This window comes from Jannaschia helgolandensis, from assembly GCF_900109285.1.
In the GTDB taxonomy this organism is placed as follows: Bacteria; Pseudomonadota; Alphaproteobacteria; order Rhodobacterales; family Rhodobacteraceae; genus Jannaschia; species Jannaschia helgolandensis.
Map to the genome: position 1 here is coordinate 18158 of NZ_FNZQ01000006.1, position 22825 is coordinate 40982.

At 64.3% G+C, this 22825-nt stretch carries 24 protein-coding genes; 10 read left to right on the forward strand and 14 right to left on the reverse strand.

What is annotated here, in order from left to right:
* Positions 1-3 precede the first annotated feature (3 nt).
* The 3 genes from BMY38_RS14120 to BMY38_RS14130 all read right to left on the reverse strand — a co-directional run bounded on the left by BMY38_RS14120 (position 4) and on the right by BMY38_RS14130 (position 1952).
* Positions 4-519, reverse strand: coding sequence for an NYN domain-containing protein (locus tag BMY38_RS14120; RefSeq protein WP_245737626.1), 516 nt, complete (start codon positions 517-519; stop codon positions 4-6).
* A gap of 75 nt (positions 520-594) precedes the next feature.
* Complete coding sequence (trpA, locus tag BMY38_RS14125; RefSeq protein ID WP_092763917.1) at positions 595-1386, reverse strand: tryptophan synthase subunit alpha; 792 nt, start codon at positions 1384-1386, stop codon at positions 595-597.
* 164 nt (positions 1387-1550) lie between these two features.
* Positions 1551-1952 carry a VOC family protein gene (locus BMY38_RS14130; protein WP_092763919.1) on the reverse strand — a complete coding sequence of 134 codons (402 nt, stop codon included), beginning with the start codon at positions 1950-1952 and terminating at the stop codon, positions 1551-1553.
* Positions 1953-2034: 82 nt separating this feature from the next.
* On the opposite strand from BMY38_RS14130, the gene BMY38_RS14135 reads away from it, so the two are divergent.
* The 3 genes from BMY38_RS14135 to BMY38_RS14145 all read left to right on the forward strand — a co-directional run bounded on the left by BMY38_RS14135 (position 2035) and on the right by BMY38_RS14145 (position 4220).
* Positions 2035-2220 (forward strand): hypothetical protein, encoded by a 186-nt coding sequence (locus tag BMY38_RS14135; RefSeq protein WP_092764287.1) that lies wholly within the window; start codon positions 2035-2037, stop codon positions 2218-2220.
* A gap of 70 nt (positions 2221-2290) precedes the next feature.
* Positions 2291-3388: a redox-regulated ATPase YchF gene (gene ychF / locus BMY38_RS14140; protein ID WP_092763921.1), complete on the forward strand. Its 1098-nt coding sequence runs from the start codon at positions 2291-2293 to the stop codon at positions 3386-3388.
* Between the two features lie 271 nt (positions 3389-3659).
* The gene (locus BMY38_RS14145; RefSeq protein ID WP_092763922.1) at positions 3660-4220 is read left to right on the forward strand and encodes a L,D-transpeptidase; all 561 of its coding nucleotides are present in this window, start codon (positions 3660-3662) and stop codon (positions 4218-4220) included.
* A gap of 240 nt (positions 4221-4460) precedes the next feature.
* Here BMY38_RS14145 and BMY38_RS14150 read toward each other — a convergent pair whose 3' ends face one another.
* The 5 genes from BMY38_RS14150 to BMY38_RS14170 form a co-directional block, all read right to left on the reverse strand.
* Complete coding sequence (locus BMY38_RS14150) at positions 4461-5267, reverse strand: lytic murein transglycosylase (RefSeq protein ID WP_092763923.1); 807 nt, start codon at positions 5265-5267, stop codon at positions 4461-4463.
* Positions 5268-5343: 76 nt separating this feature from the next.
* Positions 5344-6798, reverse strand: a complete 1455-nt coding sequence (locus BMY38_RS14155; RefSeq protein ID WP_092763925.1) for a cobyric acid synthase — start codon at positions 6796-6798, stop codon at positions 5344-5346.
* 19 nt (positions 6799-6817) lie between these two features.
* Entirely contained in the window at positions 6818-7603 is a 786-nt protein-coding gene (locus tag BMY38_RS14160) for a lysophospholipid acyltransferase family protein (RefSeq protein ID WP_092763927.1), read from the reverse strand.
* A gap of 26 nt (positions 7604-7629) precedes the next feature.
* Complete coding sequence (locus tag BMY38_RS14165; protein WP_092764289.1) at positions 7630-8499, reverse strand: cell division protein FtsX; 870 nt, start codon at positions 8497-8499, stop codon at positions 7630-7632.
* A gap of 26 nt (positions 8500-8525) precedes the next feature.
* Entirely contained in the window at positions 8526-9200 is a 675-nt protein-coding gene (locus BMY38_RS14170; RefSeq protein WP_092763930.1) for a cell division ATP-binding protein FtsE, read from the reverse strand.
* A gap of 221 nt (positions 9201-9421) precedes the next feature.
* Between BMY38_RS14170 and BMY38_RS14175 the strand changes: the two genes are divergently transcribed.
* Positions 9422-10447, forward strand: a complete 1026-nt coding sequence (locus BMY38_RS14175) for a zinc-ribbon domain-containing protein (RefSeq protein ID WP_175495900.1) — start codon at positions 9422-9424, stop codon at positions 10445-10447.
* A 19-nt stretch (positions 10448-10466) separates the two neighbouring features.
* Here BMY38_RS14175 and BMY38_RS14180 read toward each other — a convergent pair whose 3' ends face one another.
* From BMY38_RS14180 to BMY38_RS14190, 3 genes are read right to left on the reverse strand one after another with little or no spacing between them, the layout of a single operon-like run.
* Entirely contained in the window at positions 10467-13034 is a 2568-nt protein-coding gene (locus tag BMY38_RS14180) for a DUF4175 domain-containing protein (protein ID WP_092764291.1), read from the reverse strand.
* A 40-nt stretch (positions 13035-13074) separates the two neighbouring features.
* Positions 13075-14343 (reverse strand): diaminopimelate decarboxylase, encoded by a 1269-nt coding sequence (gene lysA / locus BMY38_RS14185; protein WP_092763934.1) that lies wholly within the window; start codon positions 14341-14343, stop codon positions 13075-13077.
* Complete coding sequence (locus tag BMY38_RS14190; RefSeq protein ID WP_092764293.1) at positions 14343-14642, reverse strand: DUF2834 domain-containing protein; 300 nt, start codon at positions 14640-14642, stop codon at positions 14343-14345. Before BMY38_RS14190 ends, lysA begins: the two co-directional genes overlap by 1 nt.
* 218 nt (positions 14643-14860) lie before the next feature.
* Here BMY38_RS14190 and BMY38_RS14195 point away from each other — a divergent pair, with 218 nt between their 5' ends.
* The 3 genes from BMY38_RS14195 (at position 14861) to BMY38_RS14205 (ending at position 19097) form a co-directional block, all read left to right on the forward strand.
* Positions 14861-16507, forward strand: coding sequence for an electron transfer flavoprotein-ubiquinone oxidoreductase (locus BMY38_RS14195; RefSeq protein WP_092763936.1), 1647 nt, complete (start codon positions 14861-14863; stop codon positions 16505-16507).
* Positions 16508-16597: 90 nt separating this feature from the next.
* Entirely contained in the window at positions 16598-18277 is a 1680-nt protein-coding gene (locus tag BMY38_RS14200) for a tetratricopeptide repeat protein (protein ID WP_092763939.1), read from the forward strand.
* A gap of 4 nt (positions 18278-18281) precedes the next feature.
* Positions 18282-19097 carry a 4-(cytidine 5'-diphospho)-2-C-methyl-D-erythritol kinase gene (locus tag BMY38_RS14205; RefSeq protein ID WP_245737627.1) on the forward strand — a complete coding sequence of 272 codons (816 nt, stop codon included), beginning with the start codon at positions 18282-18284 and terminating at the stop codon, positions 19095-19097.
* Positions 19098-19101: 4 nt separating this feature from the next.
* On the opposite strand, the gene BMY38_RS14210 is transcribed toward BMY38_RS14205, so the two are convergent.
* Positions 19102-20106: a polyprenyl synthetase family protein gene (locus BMY38_RS14210; protein WP_092763942.1), complete on the reverse strand. Its 1005-nt coding sequence runs from the start codon at positions 20104-20106 to the stop codon at positions 19102-19104.
* Between the two features lie 47 nt (positions 20107-20153).
* On the opposite strand from BMY38_RS14210, the gene BMY38_RS14215 reads away from it, so the two are divergent.
* Both BMY38_RS14215 and BMY38_RS14220 read left to right on the forward strand, forming a co-directional pair.
* Positions 20154-20369: a putative signal transducing protein gene (locus BMY38_RS14215; protein WP_092763944.1), complete on the forward strand. Its 216-nt coding sequence runs from the start codon at positions 20154-20156 to the stop codon at positions 20367-20369.
* Between the two features lie 172 nt (positions 20370-20541).
* Complete coding sequence (locus BMY38_RS14220; RefSeq protein WP_092763946.1) at positions 20542-20718, forward strand: YdcH family protein; 177 nt, start codon at positions 20542-20544, stop codon at positions 20716-20718.
* Positions 20719-20807: 89 nt separating this feature from the next.
* Here the strand turns inward: BMY38_RS14220 and gcvA are convergent, their stop codons facing one another.
* Positions 20808-21749 (reverse strand): transcriptional regulator GcvA, encoded by a 942-nt coding sequence (gene gcvA, locus BMY38_RS14225; protein WP_092763948.1) that lies wholly within the window; start codon positions 21747-21749, stop codon positions 20808-20810.
* Positions 21750-21860: 111 nt separating this feature from the next.
* On the opposite strand from gcvA, the gene BMY38_RS18205 reads away from it, so the two are divergent.
* Positions 21861-22001 carry a hypothetical protein gene (locus tag BMY38_RS18205; RefSeq protein ID WP_175495901.1) on the forward strand — a complete coding sequence of 47 codons (141 nt, stop codon included), beginning with the start codon at positions 21861-21863 and terminating at the stop codon, positions 21999-22001.
* 84 nt (positions 22002-22085) lie between these two features.
* Here the strand turns inward: BMY38_RS18205 and phbB are convergent, their stop codons facing one another.
* On the reverse strand, positions 22086-22808 hold the full coding sequence (gene phbB, locus BMY38_RS14230; RefSeq protein ID WP_092763950.1) for an acetoacetyl-CoA reductase: 723 nt from the start codon (positions 22806-22808) through the stop codon (positions 22086-22088).
* Positions 22809-22825: the final 17 nt, after the last annotated feature.

The following is a 22825-nucleotide window of genomic DNA, read 5'->3' on the forward strand; positions in this document are numbered from 1 at the left end:
CATTCAGGCCGGGCGTTTCGGCAGATCGAGCCACAGGTTTCCGTCGCGGTAGCCACCCCGCGCCAGATGCTCGGACATCTTTACTTCGGGAAAATCCTCCGCCCAGTCGCGATAGCGGTCGTTGGTGACGACGAAGGCCCCCATGTCCCGCGCCGCAGTCAGGATCTTGCGGTCGGCAGGTTCGCCCTTGTTGACGACCATCACGCGGTCTTCCGGCAGGCCCAGCGTCCGGGACAACCATCCGTCATGGCGATAACGGCCTGACAGAAGGTATCCGGCGTTGGCATCGAAGACGACACCGGGTGTGAAGCCTTGTGCGATCAGGCAGGCAAGAACTTCCTTCACCGGGTCCATATGGGGCGTTCCATCCTTCCAGTGCATTACGTTGGAGCCATCCAGCACAACCCAATCGGCCTTTGCATTCGCCCGATTTCGACGGACCTGCTGCACAAGCAGGAACAGGGCCGCCAAGGCGGTGGGCCCGGCCAGTAGCAAAAGGTCGGACCAGCCGGGAGCCACGAAGGCGACGGCGATTCCGACGAGCGAGACGAACGCGATGAGGATCAGAAAAAGTATCGGAAACCCCGGATATTGTCAGGCCGAATGCGCGCCGTCGGCCAGCGATTTCACATAGGCCAGAACGTCTTGCACGCTGTCGCCTTTGGCAATGCGGTCGACGATGGCCGAGCCTACGACGCAGCCGTCGGCGACCGCGGCAATATCGCGGGAGGCGTCGGGCGTCCTGATGCCGAAGCCAACGATGATCGGCAGGTCGGTCGATTGCTTGATACGTGCGACCTCGGGTCCGACCTTGGCGGCGTCCGCCACACCCGATCCGGTGATGCCGGTGATCGAGACATAATAGACGAAGCCGGACGTATTCTGCAGCACCTTCGGCAGACGCTTTTCATCGGTCGTGGGCGTGGCAAGACGGATGAAGTTCAGGCCCGCGGCCTGCGCCGGAATGCAGAGTTCGCTATCCTCCTCGGGGGGCAGATCGACGATGATCAACCCATCGATCCCGGCCTCCCGAGCATCGGCCAGAAACCGGTCTACGCCCCGTGAATAGATCGGATTATAGTATCCCATCAACACGATAGGGGTCGTGGTGTCGCCTTTGCGAAAGGCCCGCACGATGTCCAGCGTGCCTTGCAGGGTCATGCCACCTTCCAGCGCGCGCTGACCGGCCAGCTGGATCGTCGGACCGTCTGCCATGGGGTCGGTGAAGGGCAGGCCCAGTTCGATGATGTCGACGCCTGCACCGGGGAGGCCCCTGACGATTTCGGTCGTGGTCGCCGCGTCGGGATCGCCGGCCATGACGTAGGTCACGAAGGCCTTGCGGTTTTCGGCGGACAGGCGGGCGAAGGTGTCGTCTATGCGGGTCATGCGGCCTCTTTCTGCTGGCTCCGGAGTGCGACAGGCGGGTCCTGAGGTCAATCGCCTTGGCGCGCGGCATGCGGCAAAAAACCGGTACGGATGGACGGGTGATCCAGGGGTGATTTACGGGTGATCTGCGTCGGAGGCAGTTTCAGGTCCGCGAACGCCCTGCATCAGTCGCAGTTTACCATCCAGTCGACGCCGAAGCGGTCGGTCCCCATGCCGAAACCCCGCGCCCAGAAGGTCGGCGCGAAAGGCATCATCTGGCTGCCGTCGCGGGTGAGAGCCGTGAAGATCCGCTCTGCCTCTGCCAGATCGGCCAGGGCCAGTTGCATCGAATAGCCGGAGTGGCCACCCCTGGGTGCCTGCATCCCGTCGGAGCCCATGAGCGTCCGGTCCCCGATCCGAAGTTCCATGTTGGCGATCAGATCGAGACGATCTTCGGGTACTATCGAATGATCGGGCATGTCGCGGAATCGCATCCTGGACACGACGGTCCCGCCCAGCGCGTCGGCATAGAATGTCATCGCCGCCTCGCAGGTGCCGTCGAAATGAAGATAGGTGTTGAGCTGCATGTCCGGTCCTCCCCGCCCGTGGCCGTCGACAAAACATGCCACAGGACTGGAACAAAAGCACCGCCCGACCCATTTGCATGGCATGAACTATATTCTCGCCATCCTGCTGCCGCCTCTGTCGATCCTTCTGGCCGGACGCCCGATCCTCGGGGTCATCACCTTCCTGATCTGGATTCCCGCCTTGTTCTTTTCAGGCGGGCTTACCCATCCGATGTTCATCCTTCTGGCCTGGTTCGTGATTTTCGAGCGTCGCAACAAGCGGGCGTGAAGCCACTCGCGACTTGTCCCGACCTGCCCCCGGTCGTATGGGGTTCGCGGTTTCACGGAAGGGTCGAGACATGGGTTTCAAGATGGGCATCGTGGGTCTGCCGAATGTCGGCAAGTCGACCCTGTTCAACGCATTGACGAAAACCGCCGCCGCGCAGGCCGCGAATTTTCCGTTTTGCACCATTGAGCCGAACGTCGGTGACGTGGCCGTTCCAGATGCGCGGCTGGACAAGCTGGCGGCGATTGCCGGATCGAAGCAGATCATCCCGACGCGCATGACCTTCGTGGACATTGCCGGGCTGGTTAAGGGCGCGAGCAAGGGCGAGGGGCTGGGCAATCAGTTTCTGGCCAATATCCGCGAAACCGATGCCATCGCCCACGTTCTGCGGTGTTTCGAGGACGGTGATGTCACGCATGTCGAAGATCGGGTGAATCCGGTCGAGGATGCCGAGATCATCGAGACCGAACTGATGATCGCCGATATGGAGAGCATCGAGAAACGCCTTCAGGGTCTGTCGCGCAAAGTGCGTGGCGGCGAGAAGGAGGCGGTCGAACAGGAACGCCTGCTGAAGGCAGCACTGGCCGTGTTGAACGACGGCAAGCCCGCGCGAACCGTCGATGTGGCGGCCGACGACCGCAGGACGTGGAACATGCTGCAACTGCTGACCGCGAAGCCGATCCTGTATGTGTGCAACGTGGACGAAGGATCGGCGGCGACGGGCAACGCGTTCTCGGACGCCGTGGCCGAGATGGCCGCCGCGCAGGGTGCGTCGACGGTGGTCATCAGCGCCCAGATCGAGGAAGAAATCGCGCAACTGTCCGACGAGGAGGCGACCGAATTCCTGTCCGAGATGGGGCTGGAGGAGCCGGGGCTGGATCGTCTGATCCAAGCCGGATACGAGCTTCTGTCGCTGGAGACGTATTTCACCGTCGGCCCGAAAGAGGCCCGCGCCTGGACGATCCGGCACGGCACCAGCGCGCCAAAGGCGGCGGGGGTGATCCACGGGGATTTCGAAAAGGGGTTCATCCGGGCCGAAACCATCGCCTACGACGATTTCGTGACGCTGGGCGGTGAGCAGCCTGCCAAGGAGGCGGGCAAGATGCGCGCCGAGGGCAAGGCCTATACCGTCAAGGACGGCGATGTGCTGCACTTCCTGTTCAACACCTGACCGGACGGGGTGGCAGGCGCGCGAATCCTTTCCGCCGTTTGCACTGATCTGCCCGAGTCCGGTGGCGGATCGAAGGCCGTCCCGCCGGACGGCTTGGAATGTCCGCAATGCCCCCCGATTCCGGGACCGCGCCGCAACGGTCGGCATGGGAAAGCCCAGCACACAGGGTTGTGAACTTGAGAAACGGCCAAATTTATGGGCGAGTGCGTTATGTAACTGAATGAGCACCCTAGCTTCATTCCGGAAAGAGCTTGCTGAAGGAGATTTCACGATGGACAGACGTCAACTGATCTTGGGAGGGGCCGCCCTTTCGCTGTTCGGAAGCAGCGCGGTCATGGCCCAGGGCCTGCGCCCCGAATTCATGCCGGTCGAGGTTGCCATCCGCCCCGATATCGCCCCGAACGAAATCCACGTGGTGCCCGACAGTTTCATGTTGTTCTGGACGATGCCCGGCGGTCGCGCGATGCGCTATATGGTCGGCGTCGGACGTCCGGGTCTGTACGAGCCTGGTGAATTCTATGTCGGTGCCAAGAAGGAATGGCCAAGCTGGACGCCGACGCCCTCGATGATCCGCCGCGAACCGGAGGTCTATGCGAAATACGCGGACGGCGTCCCCGGAGGCATCAACAACCCGCTGGGCGCGCGTGCCCTTTATCTGTTCACGCCAACCCGTGGCGACACCTATCTGCGTATTCACGGCACCAATGCGCCGAACACGATCGGCACGGCGGTATCGAATGGCTGTGCCCGGCTGGTAAACGATCAGATCGAGGAGCTTTACGCCAAAGTGCCGATGAAATCGCGCGTCGTGCTGTATCCGAAATCCGCCTGACATGATGGACAGGCGCGGTTTTTGGCTGCGCTGACCTTATGTAAAAATCGTCGCTCTCACCTGTGAACCGGGTGAGAGCGTTCTGCTGTCTGCCCCGAGCAATCTCCGTAATGCGGCGATCACCGCTCCAAGGCAGCGCAGCGTATCAAGTCCACTTTCAGACGTATGAAGCGATCCCGAAGGCGCGGGATCACCTGCACACCGTCGCCCGAAAAGCCGTCGCCTGACACCCCACCCCGGTCAGCGGATGCGTTCTGCGGACAGGGCGATGGCCTTCTGATAGACTGTCGCAGCGTTCCATTCGTCCAGCACGCGGAAGTTCGCGGTTCCCTCCTGGAAGGACTGCCCCGGTTGCCAGCCCTTCTGCCGCAGATAATTTGCAGTCGAGGCCATGGCGTCGGGCATGGTGTATAAATCGACCCGTCCGTCACCGTCGCCGTCCTGCCCGTAGCGCAGGGCGTTGCCGGGAAGAAACTGGGTGTGTCCCAACTCGCCGTGGGCCGCGCCGTTCTGGCTGGGCGACAACATGCCGCGATCTACCATCTGCAATGCCGCGAGCGCGTGTGGCGTGAAAAAATCGCTGCGGCGGCAATCATAGGCGACCGTCAGGATCGAGGAGACGACGTTCTCGGAGCCCATGTTCCGTCCGAAGCCGGTCTCCATCCCGTGGATCGCGAGAAGCACACCGGCAGGCACGCCATAGCGTTGTTCCAGCGACTGGAAGAATGCGCGGTTCTGGTTCAGGCGACGGGTCGCCTGTGCGGCGAAACTGTCGAGCGAGCCGAGACGAATGCGGATGAAATCATTCAGCGCATATTTCACGCCCTTCTGGTTGCGGTCGGCGGCAATTGTGCGGGTGGCGTAACGCGCACCGGCCAGCGCGTTCAGGCCGGGTTGCTGAATTCCGGCGGCGGCGGCTTCCTGTGCGAACTGGCTTTTCCAGCGCTCAAACCCACTCGCGTCGTTGCCGCATGGGGCGGACAGAGCGGGGGATGCGATAAATGCGGCGAATACGGCTGCAATACGAAATACGGACTTGGGGAACATCGAAAACTCCTGACTCGATCGGCGGCTTCTGGCTGAAGCTAACACGCCGGGGCAGCGCGGCAATGATTTGCGTTCGCTATCTGATATCGACGGCAATCCTGCTCAAGGCATCCATGTCCAGTGCGGCGGCCAGATGATCGGCCAGCGCGTCCAGCGTCGTCTCGACCCCGTTGCCGTATTGCGTCGGCGCGCCGGTGGCGCCCAGTCGCGCAAGATAGGCGGCGCGGAAGGCATCGCCCGCGAACAGACCGTGCAGATAACAGCCGCGCACACGTCCATCGCCGCTGGCGGCACCGACCACCACGCCATCGCGCCGCAGCCAGCCACGGTCGGCGTCCGGACCGGTCGTGACGCCCAGATGGATTTCATAGCCGTCGACACGCGTCCCGCTGTCGATATCGGTGGCTGTGACGCGGGCCAGATGTTTGCGCGGCTGCATGATCGTGGCGACGTCCAGAAGGCCCAGTCCCGCGATTTCGCCCGGCGCACCCTCCAGTCCGTCCGGGTCGGCGATGGTGCGGCCCAGCATCTGATAGCCGCCACAGATTCCCAGAACATGTCCGCCGCGCCGGTGATGCGACGCAAGATCGATATCCCAGCCGTTGGCGCGAAAGCTGGCCAGATCGGCGATGGTGGATTTGCTGCCGGGGATCAGGATCAGGTCGCAGACGGGCAGGGGGCGGCCCGGCGCGATCACCTCGACCGACAGTGCGGAATCGGCGGAGAGCGGGTCCAGGTCATCGAAGTTGGCGATCCGGTTCAGACACGGCACGGCGATGCGGAAGGGCGCATCGCGCCGTGACGACCGGATATCCATGATGTCTTCCGCCGGAAGCCGCCATGCGTCTGCGAACCACGGCACCGTGCCCAGCGCGGTCCAGCCGGTGCGCGCGGCTATCTGACGGGTGCCGTCGTCGAACAGGGTCACGTCGCCCCGGAATTTGTTGACGAGGAATCCCTTGATCCGGTCGGAGTCGCCTGCGTCCAGCACTGCCCTGGTGCCGACCAGTTGCGCGATCACACCGCCCCGGTCGATGTCACCCACCAGCACCACCGGCACGCCAGCGGCCTGGGCGAAGCCCATGTTGGCGATGTCGCCCGCGCGCAGGTTGATCTCGGCCGGGCTGCCCGCGCCCTCGACGACGATCAGATCGCAGTCCCGCGCCAGGCGTCGAAAACTGTCGAGACAGGCGGCCAGCAGTTGCGGCTTGAGCGCCGCATAATCCCGCGCGCGCACCGTCGCCAGTCGCTGGCCCTGCACGATCACCTGACTGCCGGTATCGGTTTCAGGCTTGAGCAACACCGGGTTCATATCGACCACAGGTTCGACCCCGCAGGCCATCGCCTGCAACGCCTGCGCCCGCCCTATTTCGCCGCCATCGGCGGTAACGGCGGCATTGTTGGACATGTTCTGCGGCTTGAAGGGACGCACGCGCAGACCCTGCCGCGCGAAGTGACGACAGATTCCTGCGACCAGCATCGATTTCCCGACGTTGGACCCCGCGCCCTGTATCATGATCGCCCGCGCCATCCTCCGCCGCCCGCGCGGGTCAGGTCTTGGGCCGGGCGACGTCCCGCACGGCTTTGGCCACAGGATCGCCGATGATTTCCGGATGCAGCGTGACGGGAAACCCCGCTTCCTCCATCAAACGGTTCGAGGCGGTTTCGATCCGCTCCTCGAGCGCGGTCATGAACGTGGAACGGTCCAGACCGGCGGGAATCGGGTCCAGAAACTCGACCACACCCACGCCCTGCTTTCGCAGCAATCCGCGTTTGGGCCAGAAGAGTCCGACATTGGTGGCGACCGGATAACAGGGCTGGCCCAGTATCTCGTACATTGCGAAAGTGCCGACCTTGTAGGGCCGCACCGCACCCGGCGCGACGCGCGTGCCCTGCGGATAGATCATCAACTGGCCATCCTTGCGCTTGCCCGAGCGTATCTCGGTCAGCATCAACTTGATCGCTTCGGTCCGCTTGCCCCTGTGAACCGGGATGCAGCCCAGCCGCAGCGCATACTGTCCAAGGACGGGCGCGTACCGCAGCACGGATTTCATCACGAAGAACCCGCGCGGGATCGACGCCCAGATCACGATGATATCCAGAAAGCTCTGGTGCTTGGCGGCGAGCAGGGCCGCACCGACGGGCGGCGTGCCGCGGACTTCCGTCTTCAGGCCCACGAAGACACGCAACATCCAAAGCGTATGGCGGGCATAGATGTCGCAGGCCGCCCGCGCCCCGGCGGGCGACAAAATCGCCCAGGGCGCATAGATCAGGCCAATCACCCCCATCCAGACGTACATGGCGATGTTGAAGAACAGGGATCGGATATATTGCATGCTGGCTGTCCTAGCAGGTCGCGCGGTTACTCGAAACGGGCGAGTGCGCGAAACGCCGCACTGCGGGTGGCCAGGAAGGCGACACCGCCCGCAAAGATCGGAATCAGCGGCAGCAGCAACCATCCGGCCCCCTGAAACCCCAGGCCTGTCAGAAACCCGCCCGCCGCGTCCGCCGCAGGCAGGAAGGCCACGGCCAGCCCGCCGGAGGCGGCACCCAGGGTCGCGCCCAGGGCCGCGCGCAGCGTGAACCGGCGCGTGAAGGCGCGGGCCACATAGACGTCGCGCGCGCCGACCAGACGTAACACGCGGATGACCTGCCGGTTCGCCGCCAGCGCCGATTGTGCCGCCAGCGTGACCATTGCCGCCAACGTGCCCGCGATCAGTGCAAGCGCGGTCCAGCCCAGGGCGCGCAGGCGGTCGGCGGCGGCCACCAGCGGTTCGCGCCAACGGGTGTGGTCGTCATAGACCGCGCCCGGCACTTCGGCCGTCAGGCGCAGGCGCAGGCCTTCTGCGTCCAGACTGCCATCGCTTGTCACCTCGATCAGGCGGGGCAGCGGAATGGTATCCAGCGGCAGGTCGGGGCCCAGCCACGGCTCCAGCAGGGCGGCCTGTTCGGCGGGGTCCAGCGCGCGTGCGTCGGCGATGCCGGGGGTCGTCACCAGGATGGCCATGACGGCTTCGACCTGCGCGTCGGCCTGTTCGGCAGGCGCGGAAACGCGGATGGTCGAGGCCTGCGCCAGACTGTCGCCCCAGCGCTCTGCCAGCCGCCCGGTGGCCAGTGACAACGCCAGCGCGAAGACCGCCAGAAATGCCATCGCCCCCGAGGTCAGCACGGTCAGCCAGACGGTGTGACCCGTCGGCGGCACGACCCGGTCGGCCTGGCGATCGCCCCACATCGCGTCCAGAAGGGCCTGCAGACGCCTCACAACTCGGTTCCCGCCGACAGCGTGCCGCCCGCCAGCCGCAGGACACGGGCCGTGACCTGCGCCTTCGCCGCCCGTATCAGGGCCAGGTCGTGGGTCGCGACCAGCACGGTTTTGCCCATGCGGTTCAACTCGGCCAGCAGCGACAGAAGGCGTTTCGACATGTCCCAGTCGATGTTGCCCGTGGGTTCGTCCGCGATGATGACATCCGGATCCATGATGATCGCGCGGGCCAATGCGGCACGCTGGCGCTCGCCGCCGGACAGTTCCGGTGGCAGGGCATTGGCGCGCCGGGACAGACCGACCCAACCCAGAAGCTGTTCCAGGTTAGCGGCCTCGACGGCCACATCCCGGCCCGCGACGGTCAGCGGCAGGGCGACGTTCTCGTGGATCGACAAATGGTCGATGAACTGGCAATCCTGATGCACGACGCCGATCCGCCGTCGCATCCGCGCCAGTCCGTCCCGGTCCATGCGGCGGCTGTCGCGCCCGTCGATCGTCACCGCACCCGCCGTGGGTTTCAGATCGCCATAGCACAGCTTTAGGAGAGTCGTCTTGCCCGCGCCGGAAGGGCCGGTCAGAAAATGGAACGATCCCGGCGTCAGCTCAAGGTCCAGCCCGGACAGAAGATTGCCACCGCCATAGGAATATCCGACCCCCCGAAGCTCGATCACCTGGTTATGCCCCTACGCTTGTTTCGGGTCTGTTTCTGCGCCCGATCCTGCTTCGGGCCCTTCTGCCTCAGCCATCATTTCGACGCAATCTCTGCCAATCCTTGCGTTCAGGCCACATCGAAGGACCCAGTCAGGTCGTCAGGGTTGACAGAACGGGGTCAATGAGGCGCGGTAGGCGAAATTGTCAACCATGCACGACAAAGGACGAGAACTTCCGGCCCATGCGCATCACCTGTCCGAATTGCAATGCCCAGTACGAAGTCGGCGACGACATGATCCCTTCAGAGGGACGTGACGTGCAATGCTCGAACTGTGGAACCACGTGGTTTCAGGAAGGCCGCGCCCGTGCTGCGACTGCGGTCGAGGCGCGTGCCGTCCGCCGTCCGGGCCGCAAGGAGCCGAAGGTCGATGAAATTGCGCAGGACGCGGCACCCGAAGCACCGGGCGACGATACACCCGATGACCAGACCGAAGTCGCACCTGTTTTCCCGTCGCGCCATCGCCGTCCGACGATCGACGACGAAACCCTTGATGTCCTGCGCAAGGAGCGGGAGCGGGAAGACAGCCTGCGCACGGACACTCGCGCCTCCGCGCCTGTCGCCTCGGACGAGCCGACCGCCGAACCCGACCCGCGTGAACAGGCCGCCGCCGAGCGTGCGCGCATGGCCGCCGCTGCAACGCTGGCCCGCGCCCGCGATGCCGAGGTCGCACTATCGCTGGAGGACGATTTCGACGACGAAAATTCCGACGACGAAAATGATCCGGACCCGGCCCCCCCGCCGCCGGAAGACGACGATGTCAGCAACGCCATCGCAGCCACTTTGCGCGATGCCTCCGCGACCGAGGACGAGGCGGAGGACGAGACGCCATTCCCCGTGGCCCGGTCCGGCGCTGTTCCATCCGAGGCCAGGTCGGCGCGGCGCGAGCTGTTGCCCGATATCGAGGAGATCAACTCGTCCCTGCGACCGGACGAGCGCGCCGCCGAAGCCGAGGCCGAGGCCAATGGCAGGGTCGATGACAGTCCGGCCGAGATACGCCGCAGCAGTGGGTTCCGCATCGGTTTCCTGGTGATTGCCGCCTGTATCGCGATTGCCGTCGGTGTCTATGTCTTCGCCGGACCGATCGCCGAGATGGTGCCGCAGGCCGGTGCCGCGCTGGCCCGCTATGTCGCCTGGGTGGATGCCCAGCGGATCGCCCTTGCCGCCGCAGCCGAGGCGCTGACCGCCCGGATCACGCCGGAAAGCTGATCGCGCACCGCTTGAACCGTCAGAAGCGTTCCAGCAGCCGTTTCAGATAGTCGAGTTCCACCTTGGGCCGGTCGCGTTGCCCCGACCGGCGCCGGATTTCGTCCATCAGATCGCGGGCGCGGCGGGCGGCATCCGGGCCTTTGCCCAGGCTTTCCTGCGATCCCAATTGCCCGCCCTGACCCGATTGCCGTCCCAGCGGATCGCGGTTCAGGCCACGTCCGTCGCGACCTCCGGCCTCGCCCCGTTGCTGGTTCTCGATGCCCTGTGGACGGTCGCCCGCCAGGGCGCGGCCCAGTTCCTGCATTCCATCGCGCAGGGCATCCATGGCGCGGGCCTGATCGTCCAGTGCGCCGCCGAGGTTGCCATCCGCCAGATCGCGCTCGGCGTCCTGCATCGCGCCTTCCGCACGGCCAAGGGCTTCGCGGGCTGCATCGCCGGCCTCCGATCCTGCACCCGGCAGGTTCCGGCGCAGTGTCTCCAGACCTTGCCGCAGGGTTTCCTGACGTCGGGCCAGGCTTTGGGCATCGTTGCTACCCTCGCCATTCTCGCCGCGGCCGTCGGGTCGCTGGCCTTGCTGGTTCCCCTGCTGGCCTTGTCCATCCTGGCCTTGCTGGCTCTCTCCGGGCTGCCCTTGCTGACCGGGTTGTCCCTGCTGGCCGTCCTGACCCTGCTGCCCCTGTTCGCCGGGCCTGCCGAACTGTTCCTGCAACTGGCGGAAGGCTTCGTCGCTCAGGTCCTGTTGTTCGCGCAACTGGTCGCGCAGTTGATCCATCGCCTGTTCGCCTTCGCCGGGCTGGCCCTGACCGCTGCCCTGGCCCTGGGTGACCTGCATGTTCTCCATCATGTCCTGAAGCTGGCGCAGCAATTCCTGCGCCTCGGCGGTGCGGCCCTGCTGCATCAACTCCTCGATACGACGCATCATCTCGTCCAGCATGTCGGGCGTGATTTCCTGGGTATCGCCTTGCGCCTGCTGCTGTTGCTGGCCCTGCTGACCCTGCTGCTGTGCAAGCTGACGGGTGTAGTCGTCCATCGCGCGGCGCATTTCGGCCATCAGTCGCTCGATCTCCTCGGGGGATGCGCCCTGACGAATTGCCTGGGCCAGCCGTTCCTGCGCCTCGCGAAGGCGTTCCAGCGCGCTGTCGAGCGATCCATCCTCGATCCGGGTGGCGGCCTGCCACAGCATCTCGGCGATTTCGTCCCGCTGTTCCAGCGTCAGGGGGCCCTGATCCAGACGCCGGATCGCCATGCGCGTAATCAGATAAGCTGTCGGCGCATTCCACGTGCCGTCTGCCTTCCAGGTGATCGCGCGCAACAGACGGGCGACCCGGACACGGTTGGCGCGCGACCAGTTCAGATCGCGTCGTTGTTCTATCAGAGCGCTGGCGATGGGGTCATAGAATGCGCGCCCCGGCAGGATCATTCGCGCCTCGGCGGTGCCATCCTGACCGGCGGCATCTGTCGCGCTCAGCATCACGATAACGGGCATTCCGGCCAATGGGTTCTGCGTCAGATCGGCGCGAAACACTTCGGTGAAATCGCTGCGGTCGCCTGCAATCGGCAAGGCCATGTCCAGAACGAGCGGCTGTCTCGGTTCCGGTTCGACCTCCAGTCCATAGCGGCGGTCAGTGCCGTCCGCATCCAGGGCAATGGTGATCTCCGCAGCCGTCACGCCGTAATCGTCGGCGGCGCGCCACGGCAGCGTTACCTGATCGGGGAATTCGAACGCAGCATCGCCATCCGGCGCAACGGTCGGTGCGGTGTCGGGCGAAGCGGTCAGCGTCCAGACCGGCGCGCCCTGGGCGCCGTCGATGGCAACCGTTCCCGATTGCACGACGGTAAAGTCCTGCAGCGGCTCGCCCGGTGTGGTGGCATTGCGGCCCGAAACGGTTTCGGTAACCGACAGCGCCCCTGTCTCGCCATAGAGGCGCAGGACGACGCGCGTGCCCTCGGGCACATCCACCGTGCCCGGCTCGATCTCGTTGAGGTAGAGCGTTGGCAGGCCGGTGTAACGCGGTGGCTCCAGCCATCCTTCCCACGCGGGGCCGGTGGCAACCTGTCCGCCGATGCCGGGCAGGGCGGGGACTTCGGGCACCCGCCAGAGGGTGCCGAACAACAGGCCGATGGCGGCCAGCAACACCGCCATGTAGCGCAGCGCATAAGGGTCGCGGCGTGCCACCCGCAGATCGCCGGGCACCGCTTTCGCACCCGACAACCGCGCGGCCATGCGGCGTCGATGCGCGGCCCAGACGGCGGAGGACCCGGCGTCGCCGGACCCGATCGCCAGATCGTCGTCCAACGTCGCAAGCGGCCGACCGGGCAACGTTTCGTCCAGGCGGGCGCGCGCTTCGGCCTGGGTCGGGGCGCGGAACCCCCGCATCCCGATCACGACCAGAACCAGCGCCAGGATCGCCAGTGCCCCGATCAGGCTGAATTCCCAGAGTGGCCCGGCCAGGCCCGACGCCCAGACGGCGACCGCAGCGAGCACTGCCGTCCACGCGGGCCAGAAGGCCTGCGTGATGCGTTCGGCCCACAGGCCGATACGGGTCAGCGCGATGGCGCGCGCGATAGGTGGCTGTCGGTCGGTCAAACGGCTGTCCCCGCTGGCATGCCTGTGCTTCAAACTAGGGTCATTCGAGCCAATGGGGAACCATATCGCGCGAAATCATCTCGTCAAAGGTCGGGCGCGGGCGGATCACCGCGTATTGATCGCCCTGCACCAGCACCTCCGGCACCAGCGGACGGGAGTTGTATTCGCTTGCCATCACCGCACCGTAAGCACCCGCTGACCGAAAGGCGATCAGGTCGCCCGGAGCCACTGGCGGCATATGGCGGGCCTTAGCGAACGTATCGCCGGTCTCGCAGATCGGGCCGACGATATCGAAGGCCTGCTGATCCGCACCGGGGGCGGGCTCGATGACAGGCACAATGTCGTGGTGCGCGCCATACATCGCGGGGCGGATCAGGTCGTTCATCGCGGCATCCACGATCAGGAAGTCGCGGCCCTCGCCGTGTTTCACGAAGATCGTTTCGGTCAGCAGGATGCCCGCATTTCCCGCGATCAGGCGGCCCGGCTCGATCTCGATTTCACATCCCAGATGGCCGACTTCCTCGCGGATGACCCGCCCGTATTCCAGCGGCACAGGCGGCGCGAGGTTCGAGCGGGCGTAGGGAATGCCGAGGCCGCCGCCAAGGTCGAGACGTTCGATGGCATGGCCATCGGCGCGCAGGACTTCGGTCAGGTCCGCGACCTTGCGATAGGCCAGCCGGAAAGGTTCGAGGTCGGTCAGTTGCGAGCCGATATGGACGTCGATGCCGATGACGCGCAGTCCGGGCAGAGTGGCGATTTCGGCATAGACCGCGCGCGCGCGGCTGATCGGGATGCCGAATTTGTTGTCGGATTTGCCGGTCGCGATCTTCTCGTGCGTTCTGGCGTCGACATCGGGGTTCACGCGGACGGTCACGGGCACCTCGACGCCCAGTTCGCTGGCGACGCGCGACAGCAAGCGCATCTCCGGTTCGCTCTCCAGATTGATCTGACGGACCCCTTCGCGCAGGACGTGGCGCATCTCGGCTGCGGTCTTGCCGACGCCGGAAAACACGATCCGGTCCGGCGGGATACCTGCGGCACGGGCGCGGCGGTATTCGCCTTCGGACACGACATCCATCCCCGCGCCTGCGTCGCCCAGCAGCTTGAGGATGGCGACGTTGCTGGCGGCCTTGACGGCATAGCAGACCAGATGCGGACCCCAGGCCAGCGCCTCGTCGAACAGACGGAAATGCCGCAGCAGGGTCGCGGCGGAATAGACGTAGGCAGGCGTGCCGACAGTGCGCGCAATCTCGGACAGGGGGACATCTTCGGCGTGAAGTATGCCGTCGCGATACAGGAAATGATCCATCAGCGGCTCCGCAAAAACAGGTAGAGCGGCAGGCCCAGCGAGACCCCCACCAGATAGGTCGCCGGGATCGCGATCAGACCCGGCCAGTCGCGTTTGCGCGTGCAGTCCCAGACGATCCAGATCGTCAGCGTGACGGCGGCGACGGTCAGATCCCAGACCAGACCGGACGAGGCGGCATTCGCGTGCCAGGCGTCGACCATCAAGCCGATGTCCCAGCCGTTTTCATCGAACCATTTCAGGAAATAGCGAAACGGCAGGATCACCCCCGCCACGCAGAGGATGAGCCAGAGGATGCGGATCGGGGACATGGGCGGCTCCTGCTTAGGGTCGCGCCTCTTTAGCCAAGGTCGGCGCGGGTGGAAACTGGCGGAGCCTCCGGCAGGAATATTTCCGGAGCAAAGAGACCGGGAAGGCATGACCGGAGCAGCGCGATATGATGTTGCGTCACGATTGACCCTAGGGAGCGCCGTGGCCATACCAAGTCAGATTTTGCACGAGCCTTGAGAAGGAACCGCCCATGTCCGATGCGATCGAACGCGAAGCGATGGAATACGATGTGGTCATCGTCGGCGCGGGTCCGGCGGGCCTGTCGGCGGCAATCCGGCTGAAACAGCTGGATGCGGACCTGTCGGTGGTCGTGCTGGAAAAAGGGTCCGAGGTCGGGGCGCACATCCTGTCGGGGGCGGTGCTGGACCCGGTCGGTCTTGATGCGCTGATCCCCGACTGGAAAGACAAGGGCGCGCCGGTGAACGTGCCGGTCACATCCGACAGTTTCTTCGTTCTGGGCGAAGGCGGGCGCGTGCGCGTTCCGAACGCCGCGATGCCGCCGCTGATGTCGAACCACGGCAATTATGTCGTGTCGATGGGCAACGTCTGCCGCTGGATGGCCGAACAGGCCGAGGAGCTTGGCGTCGAAGTGTTTCCGGGCATGTCGTGTTCCGAAATTGTCTGGGATGGCGACAGGATGAAGGGTGTCGTCGCGGGCGAATTCGGGCGTAATTCCGACGGCACGCCGGGCCCGTCGTACGAGCCGGGGATGGAACTGCACGGCAAATACGTCATGCTGGCCGAAGGCGTGCGCGGCAGCCTGTCCAAGCAGGTTATCGCCCGGCACAATTTGGACGCCGAGTCGGACGTGCAGAAATACGGTCTCGGCATGAAGGAAATCTGGGAGATCGATCCGGCAAAGCATCAACCCGGCAAGGTGGTCCATACGATGGGTTGGCCGCTGGGCAAGAATGCGGGTGGCGGAAGCTTTATCTACCACATTGACAACAATCAGGTTTATGTCGGTTTTGTCGTCCACCTGAATTACAAGAACCCCTATGTGTTCCCCTATATGGAGTTCCAGCGCTTCAAGCATCACCCGATGGTGGCGGAACTGTTGGAAGGCGGAAAGCGCGTGGCTTACGGCGCGCGGGCAATCACCGAAGGCGGTTGGCAGTCGCTGCCCAAGACCGCTTTTCCCGGTGGCGTTCTGCTGGGCTGTGCGGCGGGCATGGTCAATGTGCCGCGCATCAAGGGCAACCATAACGCCATGCTGTCGGGCAAGGCCGCGGCCGAGGCGGCGCATGACGCCATCAAGGCCGGTCGCGAGGGCGATGTGCTGGACGAATACGACACCGAGGTCCGCAGCGGTCCCATCGGCAAGGACCTGAAGCGCGTCCGCAACGTCAAACCGCTCTGGTCGAATTATGGACTGGCGGCGTCGCTGACGGTGGGCGGCGCGTCGATGTGGCTCAACAACCTGACCGGCTGGTCGCCTTTCACGTCCAAGCATGGAAAATCCGACGCCGAGGCGACCGAGGAAGCATCGAAGCATACGCCCATCGATTATCCCAGGCCCGACGGCAAGCTGTCCTTCGACCGGCTGACCAACGTGGCGTTCAGCTTCACCAACCACGAGGAAAGCCAGCCTGCGCATCTGACGCTGAAGGACCCCGCCATTCCGGTGGCGGTGAACCTGCCGAAATATGCCGGGCCGTCGACGCGCTATTGCCCGGCGGGGGTTTACGAATTCGTGGGCGAGGGGGCGGACACCAGGTTCCAGATCAATTTCCAGAACTGCGTCCACTGCAAGACCTGCGACATCAAGGACCCGTCACAGAATATCGTCTGGACGGTGCCGCAGGGTGGGGACGGACCGAACTACCCGAACATGTGATGACTGAAATTCGCTTTCGGCCGGGGATCGGCGATGGCGCGCGTTGCATCCCCGTCGCGGCGCGCTTAGCGTGCCAAAAAGGATTTCGCCATGCTTCGTTCGCTTCTTCTGGCCGCCACGCTTCTGACTCCGCTCCCGGCGCTGTCACAGGGAATTGCCGGCCCTTATCTGGCTGCGCGGATCGCCGGCTTTTCGAACGACTACAGCGCGGCGGGCCAGTATTACCGCGATCTTCTGGCGCAAGGCGAAGACGATGCCCGCATTCTTGAAAATGCGATGATCATCTATTCGGTGCTGGGCGATTTCAACGCCGCCACCGCCGTCGCCGACACGCTGGACGCGACGGGACAATCGAGCCAGTTTTCGGCAAGCGGTCGCATGGTCAAGGCCCTGAGCGATGAGCGCTGGGACGATGCCGCCGCCCTGTTGGACGAGGGCAGCATCGCCGGTCCGCTTCTGGATGGTTTGTTGACGGCCTGGATTGCTGCGGCGCAGGGCCGCACCTCGGATGCGCTGGCCGCGTTCGATACCCTGGGCCAGACCGAGGCCTTTGCGCCTTTCGCTTATCTGCACAAGGCCTACGCCTTGGCTTCCGTCGGCGACTACGAAGGGGCGGACGATATCCTGTCGGGGCGGGCCTACGGTGTCCTGAATGCGACGGCGCGGGGCGTTGCGGCCCACGCCCAGATCCTCGTGCAACTGGACCAACGGGATGCCGCGGCAGAACTTCTGCAGAAAGCCAATGAAGCGACGAGCAGTGCGCTTCTGCGCGATCTCGAAGCGCGGATCACCGCGGGTGAAACGATCGCCTACGATATTGTCGCGACCCCGTTGCAGGGAATGGCGGAAGCCTATTTCGTGTTCGCCGCGTTGCTTGCCTCGGATTCCTCGACCACCTTCACCCTGATCAATGCGCGCGCCGCCATTTCGCTTCGGCCCGATCATGTCGAAGCATTGGTGATGACCGCCGAATTGCTTGAGGATCAGAACCAACACAAGTTGGCCGCGGACGTGCTTGCAGGTGTTCCGCGCGATGATCCGGCCTTCTATGAAGCGGAAATATCACGCGCTGAAATCCTGCTGGCTTCAGACCAGAACGAGGCGGCGCTCGAGGTTCTGGCGGCCCTGACCCGGTCGGACGCGGACAAGATCGAAGTCTGGGCCGCCTACGCCGATGCGCTGCGCCGCCTCGAACGTTTCGCCCCCGCGGCCAAGGCCTATGATCGCGCCATCGCCATGCTGTCCGAGGTGACGCCGCGCAACTGGCTGCTGTTCTATACGCGCGGTATCGCCCGCGAACGCCTTTCCGACTGGACGGGGGCCGAGGCCGATTTCCGTCAGGCGCTGACTCTGAACCCCGAAAACCCGAATGTCCTGAACTATCTTGGCTACGGTCTGGTGGAACAGCGGATCAAGCTGGACGAGGCGTTGGGAATGATCGAACGCGCCGTCGCCGCACGCCCGAACGACGGGTTCATCACCGACTCGCTGGCCTGGGTCCTGTACCGGCTGGGCCGCTACGACGAAGCCGTTGCACCGATGGAGCGGGCTGTGCAGCTGGAACCGCTGGACCCGCTGATCAACGATCATCTGGGCGATGTCCTGTGGTCCGTCGGCCGCAAGCGCGAAGCCCGGTTCCAGTGGAAACGCGCCCTGTCTCTGGACCCGCAGGAGCAGGTGGAGCGTATTCGCCGCAAGCTGGACGTTGGTCTGGATGTCGTCCTTGAGGAAGAGGGCGGCGTCGGTCCTATCAAGACTTCCGACAAATAGACCGGTGTCTGCCGGGCCCGCCTGTGCCAGGCTAGCCGGTTTCGCACCGGCAAAGGTCAACCTGACGCTGCATGTCACGGGGCGTCGTGCGGATGGCTATCACCTGCTGGACAGTCTGGTGGCCTTTGCCGATGTCGGTGATCATCTGACAAGCGCGCCCGGCGACGGTCTGACGGTCACGGGACCGTTTGCGGCGGGCGTGCCTGTTGGTGACGAAAACCTGATCCGCCGTGCATTACGGCTGGCAGGCAGCGCGCGTGCGATCACCCTCGATAAGCAACTGCCGCACCCGGCGGGTCTGGGCGGCGGGTCGTCCGATGCGGCCGCAGCCCTGCGTCTGGTCGGGGCTGACCTGCCGGTCGGCGACCTTCTGGCGCTGGGGGCCGATGTTCCGGTCTGTGCCATTGGACGTGGCGCGCGGATGCGGGGTATCGGCGATCGGGTGACGCCCGTGACCCTGCCACCGCTCCACGCCGTTCTGGTCAACCCCGGCCTGTCAGTAGCCACCCCGCAAGTCTTTGCAGCACTTGAAACATCCCGAAACGCGGGAATGGACGATTTGCCCGGCTGGGCCGATACGGATGCCCTGATCGACTGGCTGATCGCGCAGCGCAACGATCTGGAGGGTCCTGCGATCACGGTGGCACCGGATATCGTCGGCGTGCTGGGCGCGATCCGTGCAACCGGGGCCGCCGTCACACGCATGTCCGGATCGGGGGCAACCTGTTTCGGACTTTACCCCGATGTTGCCGCGGCGAAGGCCGGTGCCACACGTCTGGCCCGTCCCGGCTGGTGGGTGCGCGCCTGCGTCCTGTCCTGAGCGGTCAGAGCGCCCGGACCACCACGTAATCTGCCAGGTCGCCCAGCATGTCCCGCAGGTCGCTGGCGGGCAGGCGGTGCAACGCTGCCTTGGCCCGGTCACGCCAGATCAGGGCTTCGGCCCGCGTCTCCTCCAGCGTTCCATGCCGTTCTAGAATTGCACGAGCCCGATCCAGATCGTCGGCCCGTCCGCGCTCCAGTGCATCGCGCCAGAAGACCCGTTCCTCCGAGTTGCTTCTGGTCAGCGCACGGATCACGGGCAGGGTCAGTTTGCCTTCGCGGAAATCGTCGCCCAGATCCTTGCCGATGGCGTCGCCCGCGCCACCGTAATCCAGCCAGTCATCCATGATCTGGAAGCTGATGCCCATGGCGTCGCCGAACTCCGCCAGCGCGCTGACGTGGTCTTCGGACGCGCCCGCGATCACTGCACCGCTTTCGCAGGCCGCCTGAAACAGCGCCGCCGTCTTGCCGCGCACGACCTTGAGATAAGTTTCCTCGGTCGTCGCCAGATTGCGCGCGGCGGTCAGTTGCAACACCTCGCCCTCGGCGATGGTCGCGGCGGCACCCGACAGGATATCCAGAATCCGAAGCGACCCACATTCGACCATCAGCTGGAAGGACCGGGCGAACAGGTAATCCCCGACCAGAACGCTGCTTTGATTGTCCCAAAGCAGGTTCGCGGTGGGACGACCCCGGCGTTGTGCGCTTTCATCGACCACGTCATCGTGCAGCAAGGTAGCGGTGTGGATGAATTCGACGGTCGCGGCCAGCTTGATGTGATCGTCGCCCTCGTATCCGCACAGTCGCGCCGCCGCGACCGTCAGAAGCGGGCGTACGCGCTTGCCGCCCGCCCCGACGAGGTGGGCGGTGACTTCGGGTATACGGGGGGCATGTTCCGAGGCCATCCGGGTCGAGATCAGCCGCCCCACCGCTGCCATGTCATCGGCCAGCGCGTCGGCCAGACGGTCGTGCGGACGGGCGGTTTGCTGGATCGGAGTGGCGTCAGTCATGGTTATGGTCCTCGACAAGCGCGGAGTGCGCCCATAGCTGTCTGTCCATGAAAGAACTCTTGCGCACCAACGACCCTACGGTCATCGCCTTCGCCACGGCCCTTCTGGACGGCGAGGGTATAGATTGCTTCGTGCTGGATGCAAACATCTCGGTGCTGGAGGGATCGATCGGAATCCTGCCGCGTCGCATGATGGTTGCCGAGGCCGACCTGGAGGACGCGCAAAACGCGATGCGCGACAATGGCGTTGCCATCACCACCTGAAAACGGTCCAAACATGCCCGATGCCGAGGCAGGAACGCTTTGGACATGGGCAATTTCGCCGATACCCTTCAAATCCGATGCAACAATCCGCTGACCCGCCGTGAAAAACCGTGACAGATCGCCCTATGATGTGGTGTCCTGAATCTGTCACAATGACCCAGAGGAGAATGCCATGTCGCTCACGTCCCATCTGACGGAACTGCGCAAGAAACATGAAGTCCTTTCCCAAAAGGTGGAGGAAGGGGCCCGAAACCCCGCCACCGACAGTATCGCGCTGACCGAAATGAAGAAACGGAAACTCGCGATCAAGCAACAGATCGAAAAGCTGAGCGTTACAGCGACCCACTGACTTCTCTGGATTTTTTAGCGAAGGCCCGTGCCGGATTGTCCGGCAGCGGGCCTTTTGTTTTTCCGCTCTGCGGCTGTCGCCTGCGGTTTTCAGGTGGCTGTGACCATGCGCCGCCCGGCCCGATGGCTTTCCATGCGCCCGGCTTCCCGCTCAAGCCAGTCCAGAAACGCGCGTGTGGCGGGTCGTGTTTCCGCACCCTTCGGACAGAGCACGCGAAATTGCGCACGCGGCACCAGTGCGATGGGAAACGGCGCGACCAAGTGGCCCTGTCGCAGTGCCGCTTCGCCCAGCGAAACCCGGCCCAGAACGACGCCCGCACCCGATTGTGCGGCGTCGATGGCATGGTCCGCCTGACTGAAATGCGGGCCGTGCAGGTCCGGTGAGGCGATGTCGTGGGCCGCGAACCAGTCGGCCCAGCTGACGGAATTCTTCAGGAAAGTGATTGAATCGTCGAAGATGATCGTCGCATCCAACAGACTTGCGGGCGTCGGATATCGCGCCGCAAGGTCCGGGTGCATCATCGGCGTCACCCATTCCGCGATTGTCAGGGCCCGATGCAGCGTGGGATCGTCCGGTTGATCGGAAGACCCGAACCGGATCGCGATGTCGATATCGTCGATCGCGAAGTCCAGCATCCGCAGGGTCGCAGCGAAGCGCAATTCGATCTCGGGGTGCGACCCGGCGAAGTCGAACAGGCGCGGGGCCAGCCATTTGGCGGTGAAGGCCGGGCCTGCCGTGATGGTCAGGATGCCATTGTCGAGGACGCGTTTCGCCGCCCGCCATCCCGTCGTCAGCGTCTGAAACCCTTCGGACGCCTGCGGGGCCAGCGCCGATCCGGCATCGGTCAGTTCGACGCGCCGGTTCAGACGGCGAAACAGCGGCGCACCCAGATGTTCCTCCAGCGACTTGATCTGGAACGACAGGGCGGCGGGCGTAACATTCAGTTCGCTTGCGGCCGCCTGAAACGACAGATGGCGGGCGGCTGCCTCAAAGGCACGCAATGCGGTCAGCGGGGGGAGACGATCGGACATAACAGGTAAGTATATCTTATGTGAAATTATGAAAAGTCTCGTTTGTAATAATGTTCATGCAGGCACACATTACTATCAATGAAAGATAATTGATCCCAAGGAATGGCTGCCATGTTCGAAACACATATCTCCACCACCTATGACGAAGCTTTTGCCCGTGCCCGCCGGGAACGCTCCGAAGCCTTCCGCGTCCTGCTCTCGTTCTTCCGTCTGCCGCGTCGCAACGCGCTGCGTCTTACCACGACGACCTGACGGGACCGCCAGTTCGACACGAAAACGGGGCACCCTTCGATGCCCCGCTTGTCGCTTATCGTCTGTCCCGGACCAGATCGGTGGTCAGGACATGTACTGTCCGCCATTCGCGGAAATCGTCGATCCGGTGATGAACCCGGCATCGTCCGAGGCCAGAAAGGCTACGCAGCGCGCGATTTCCGATGCCTCGCCCAATCGGCCGACGGGAATCGCGCCGACAATGCTCTCCATCACCTTTTCGGGAATCGTCGCCATCATGTCGGTGTTGATATAGCCGGGGGCGACCACGTTCACCGTGATCCCGGCGCGCGCGCCTTCCTGTGCCAGGGCCTTGGTGAAACCGATGTCACCCGCCTTGGTCGCGGCATAGTTCACCTGCGCGAACTGTCCCTTCTGACCGTTGATCGAACTGATCGTGACGATGCGCCCGAACTTGCGCTCGCGCATTCCGCCCCAGACGTTATGCGTCATGTTGAAAACGCCGTTCAGGTTGGTGTCGATCACAGCATGCCAATGCTCGGGTGTCATCTTGTGAAACGGCGCATCGCGGGTGATGCCAGCGTTGTTCACCAGGATGTCGATGGGGCCAAGGTCGGCCTCGACCTGGGCGATGCCGTCCTTGCATGCGTCATAGTCCGCCACATTCCACTTGTAGGTCCTGATGCCGGTTTCCTTGGTGAAGGCGGCGGCCTTCTCATCATTGCCGGCATAGGTCGCGGCGACCTCGCATCCCTGGGCCTTGAGCGACTGCGCGATAGCAGCGCCGATACCGCGCGAGCCTCCGGTAACAAGTGCAATACGGGTCATGATATTTCCTCCTCAGT

Excerpts from the sequence above, each read along its gene's own strand:
- BMY38_RS14195 (WP_092763936.1), top strand. The coding sequence starts at position 14,861 with ATGTCCGATGCGATCGAACGCGAAGCGATGGAATACGATGTGGTCATC.
- ychF (WP_092763921.1), top strand. The coding sequence starts at position 2,291 with ATGGGTTTCAAGATGGGCATCGTGGGTCTGCCGAATGTCGGCAAGTCG.
- BMY38_RS18205 (WP_175495901.1), top strand. The coding sequence starts at position 21,861 with ATGTTCGAAACACATATCTCCACCACCTATGACGAAGCTTTTGCCCGT.
- BMY38_RS14220 (WP_092763946.1), top strand. The coding sequence starts at position 20,542 with ATGTCGCTCACGTCCCATCTGACGGAACTGCGCAAGAAACATGAAGTC.
- BMY38_RS14215 (WP_092763944.1), top strand. The coding sequence starts at position 20,154 with ATGAAAGAACTCTTGCGCACCAACGACCCTACGGTCATCGCCTTCGCC.
- phbB (WP_092763950.1), bottom strand. The coding sequence starts at position 22,808 with ATGACCCGTATTGCACTTGTTACCGGAGGCTCGCGCGGTATCGGCGCT.
- trpA (WP_092763917.1), bottom strand. The coding sequence starts at position 1,386 with ATGACCCGCATAGACGACACCTTCGCCCGCCTGTCCGCCGAAAACCGC.
- BMY38_RS14135 (WP_092764287.1), top strand. The coding sequence starts at position 2,035 with ATGAACTATATTCTCGCCATCCTGCTGCCGCCTCTGTCGATCCTTCTG.
- lysA (WP_092763934.1), bottom strand. The coding sequence starts at position 14,343 with ATGGATCATTTCCTGTATCGCGACGGCATACTTCACGCCGAAGATGTC.
- BMY38_RS14200 (WP_092763939.1), top strand. The coding sequence starts at position 16,598 with ATGCTTCGTTCGCTTCTTCTGGCCGCCACGCTTCTGACTCCGCTCCCG.
- BMY38_RS14150 (WP_092763923.1), bottom strand. The coding sequence starts at position 5,267 with ATGTTCCCCAAGTCCGTATTTCGTATTGCAGCCGTATTCGCCGCATTT.
- BMY38_RS14145 (WP_092763922.1), top strand. The coding sequence starts at position 3,660 with ATGGACAGACGTCAACTGATCTTGGGAGGGGCCGCCCTTTCGCTGTTC.
- BMY38_RS14165 (WP_092764289.1), bottom strand. The coding sequence starts at position 8,499 with ATGTGGGGCGATCGCCAGGCCGACCGGGTCGTGCCGCCGACGGGTCAC.
- BMY38_RS14160 (WP_092763927.1), bottom strand. The coding sequence starts at position 7,603 with ATGCAATATATCCGATCCCTGTTCTTCAACATCGCCATGTACGTCTGG.
- gcvA (WP_092763948.1), bottom strand. The coding sequence starts at position 21,749 with ATGTCCGATCGTCTCCCCCCGCTGACCGCATTGCGTGCCTTTGAGGCA.
- BMY38_RS14175 (WP_175495900.1), top strand. The coding sequence starts at position 9,422 with ATGCGCATCACCTGTCCGAATTGCAATGCCCAGTACGAAGTCGGCGAC.
- BMY38_RS14155 (WP_092763925.1), bottom strand. The coding sequence starts at position 6,798 with ATGGCGCGGGCGATCATGATACAGGGCGCGGGGTCCAACGTCGGGAAA.
- BMY38_RS14210 (WP_092763942.1), bottom strand. The coding sequence starts at position 20,106 with ATGACTGACGCCACTCCGATCCAGCAAACCGCCCGTCCGCACGACCGT.
- BMY38_RS14130 (WP_092763919.1), bottom strand. The coding sequence starts at position 1,952 with ATGCAGCTCAACACCTATCTTCATTTCGACGGCACCTGCGAGGCGGCG.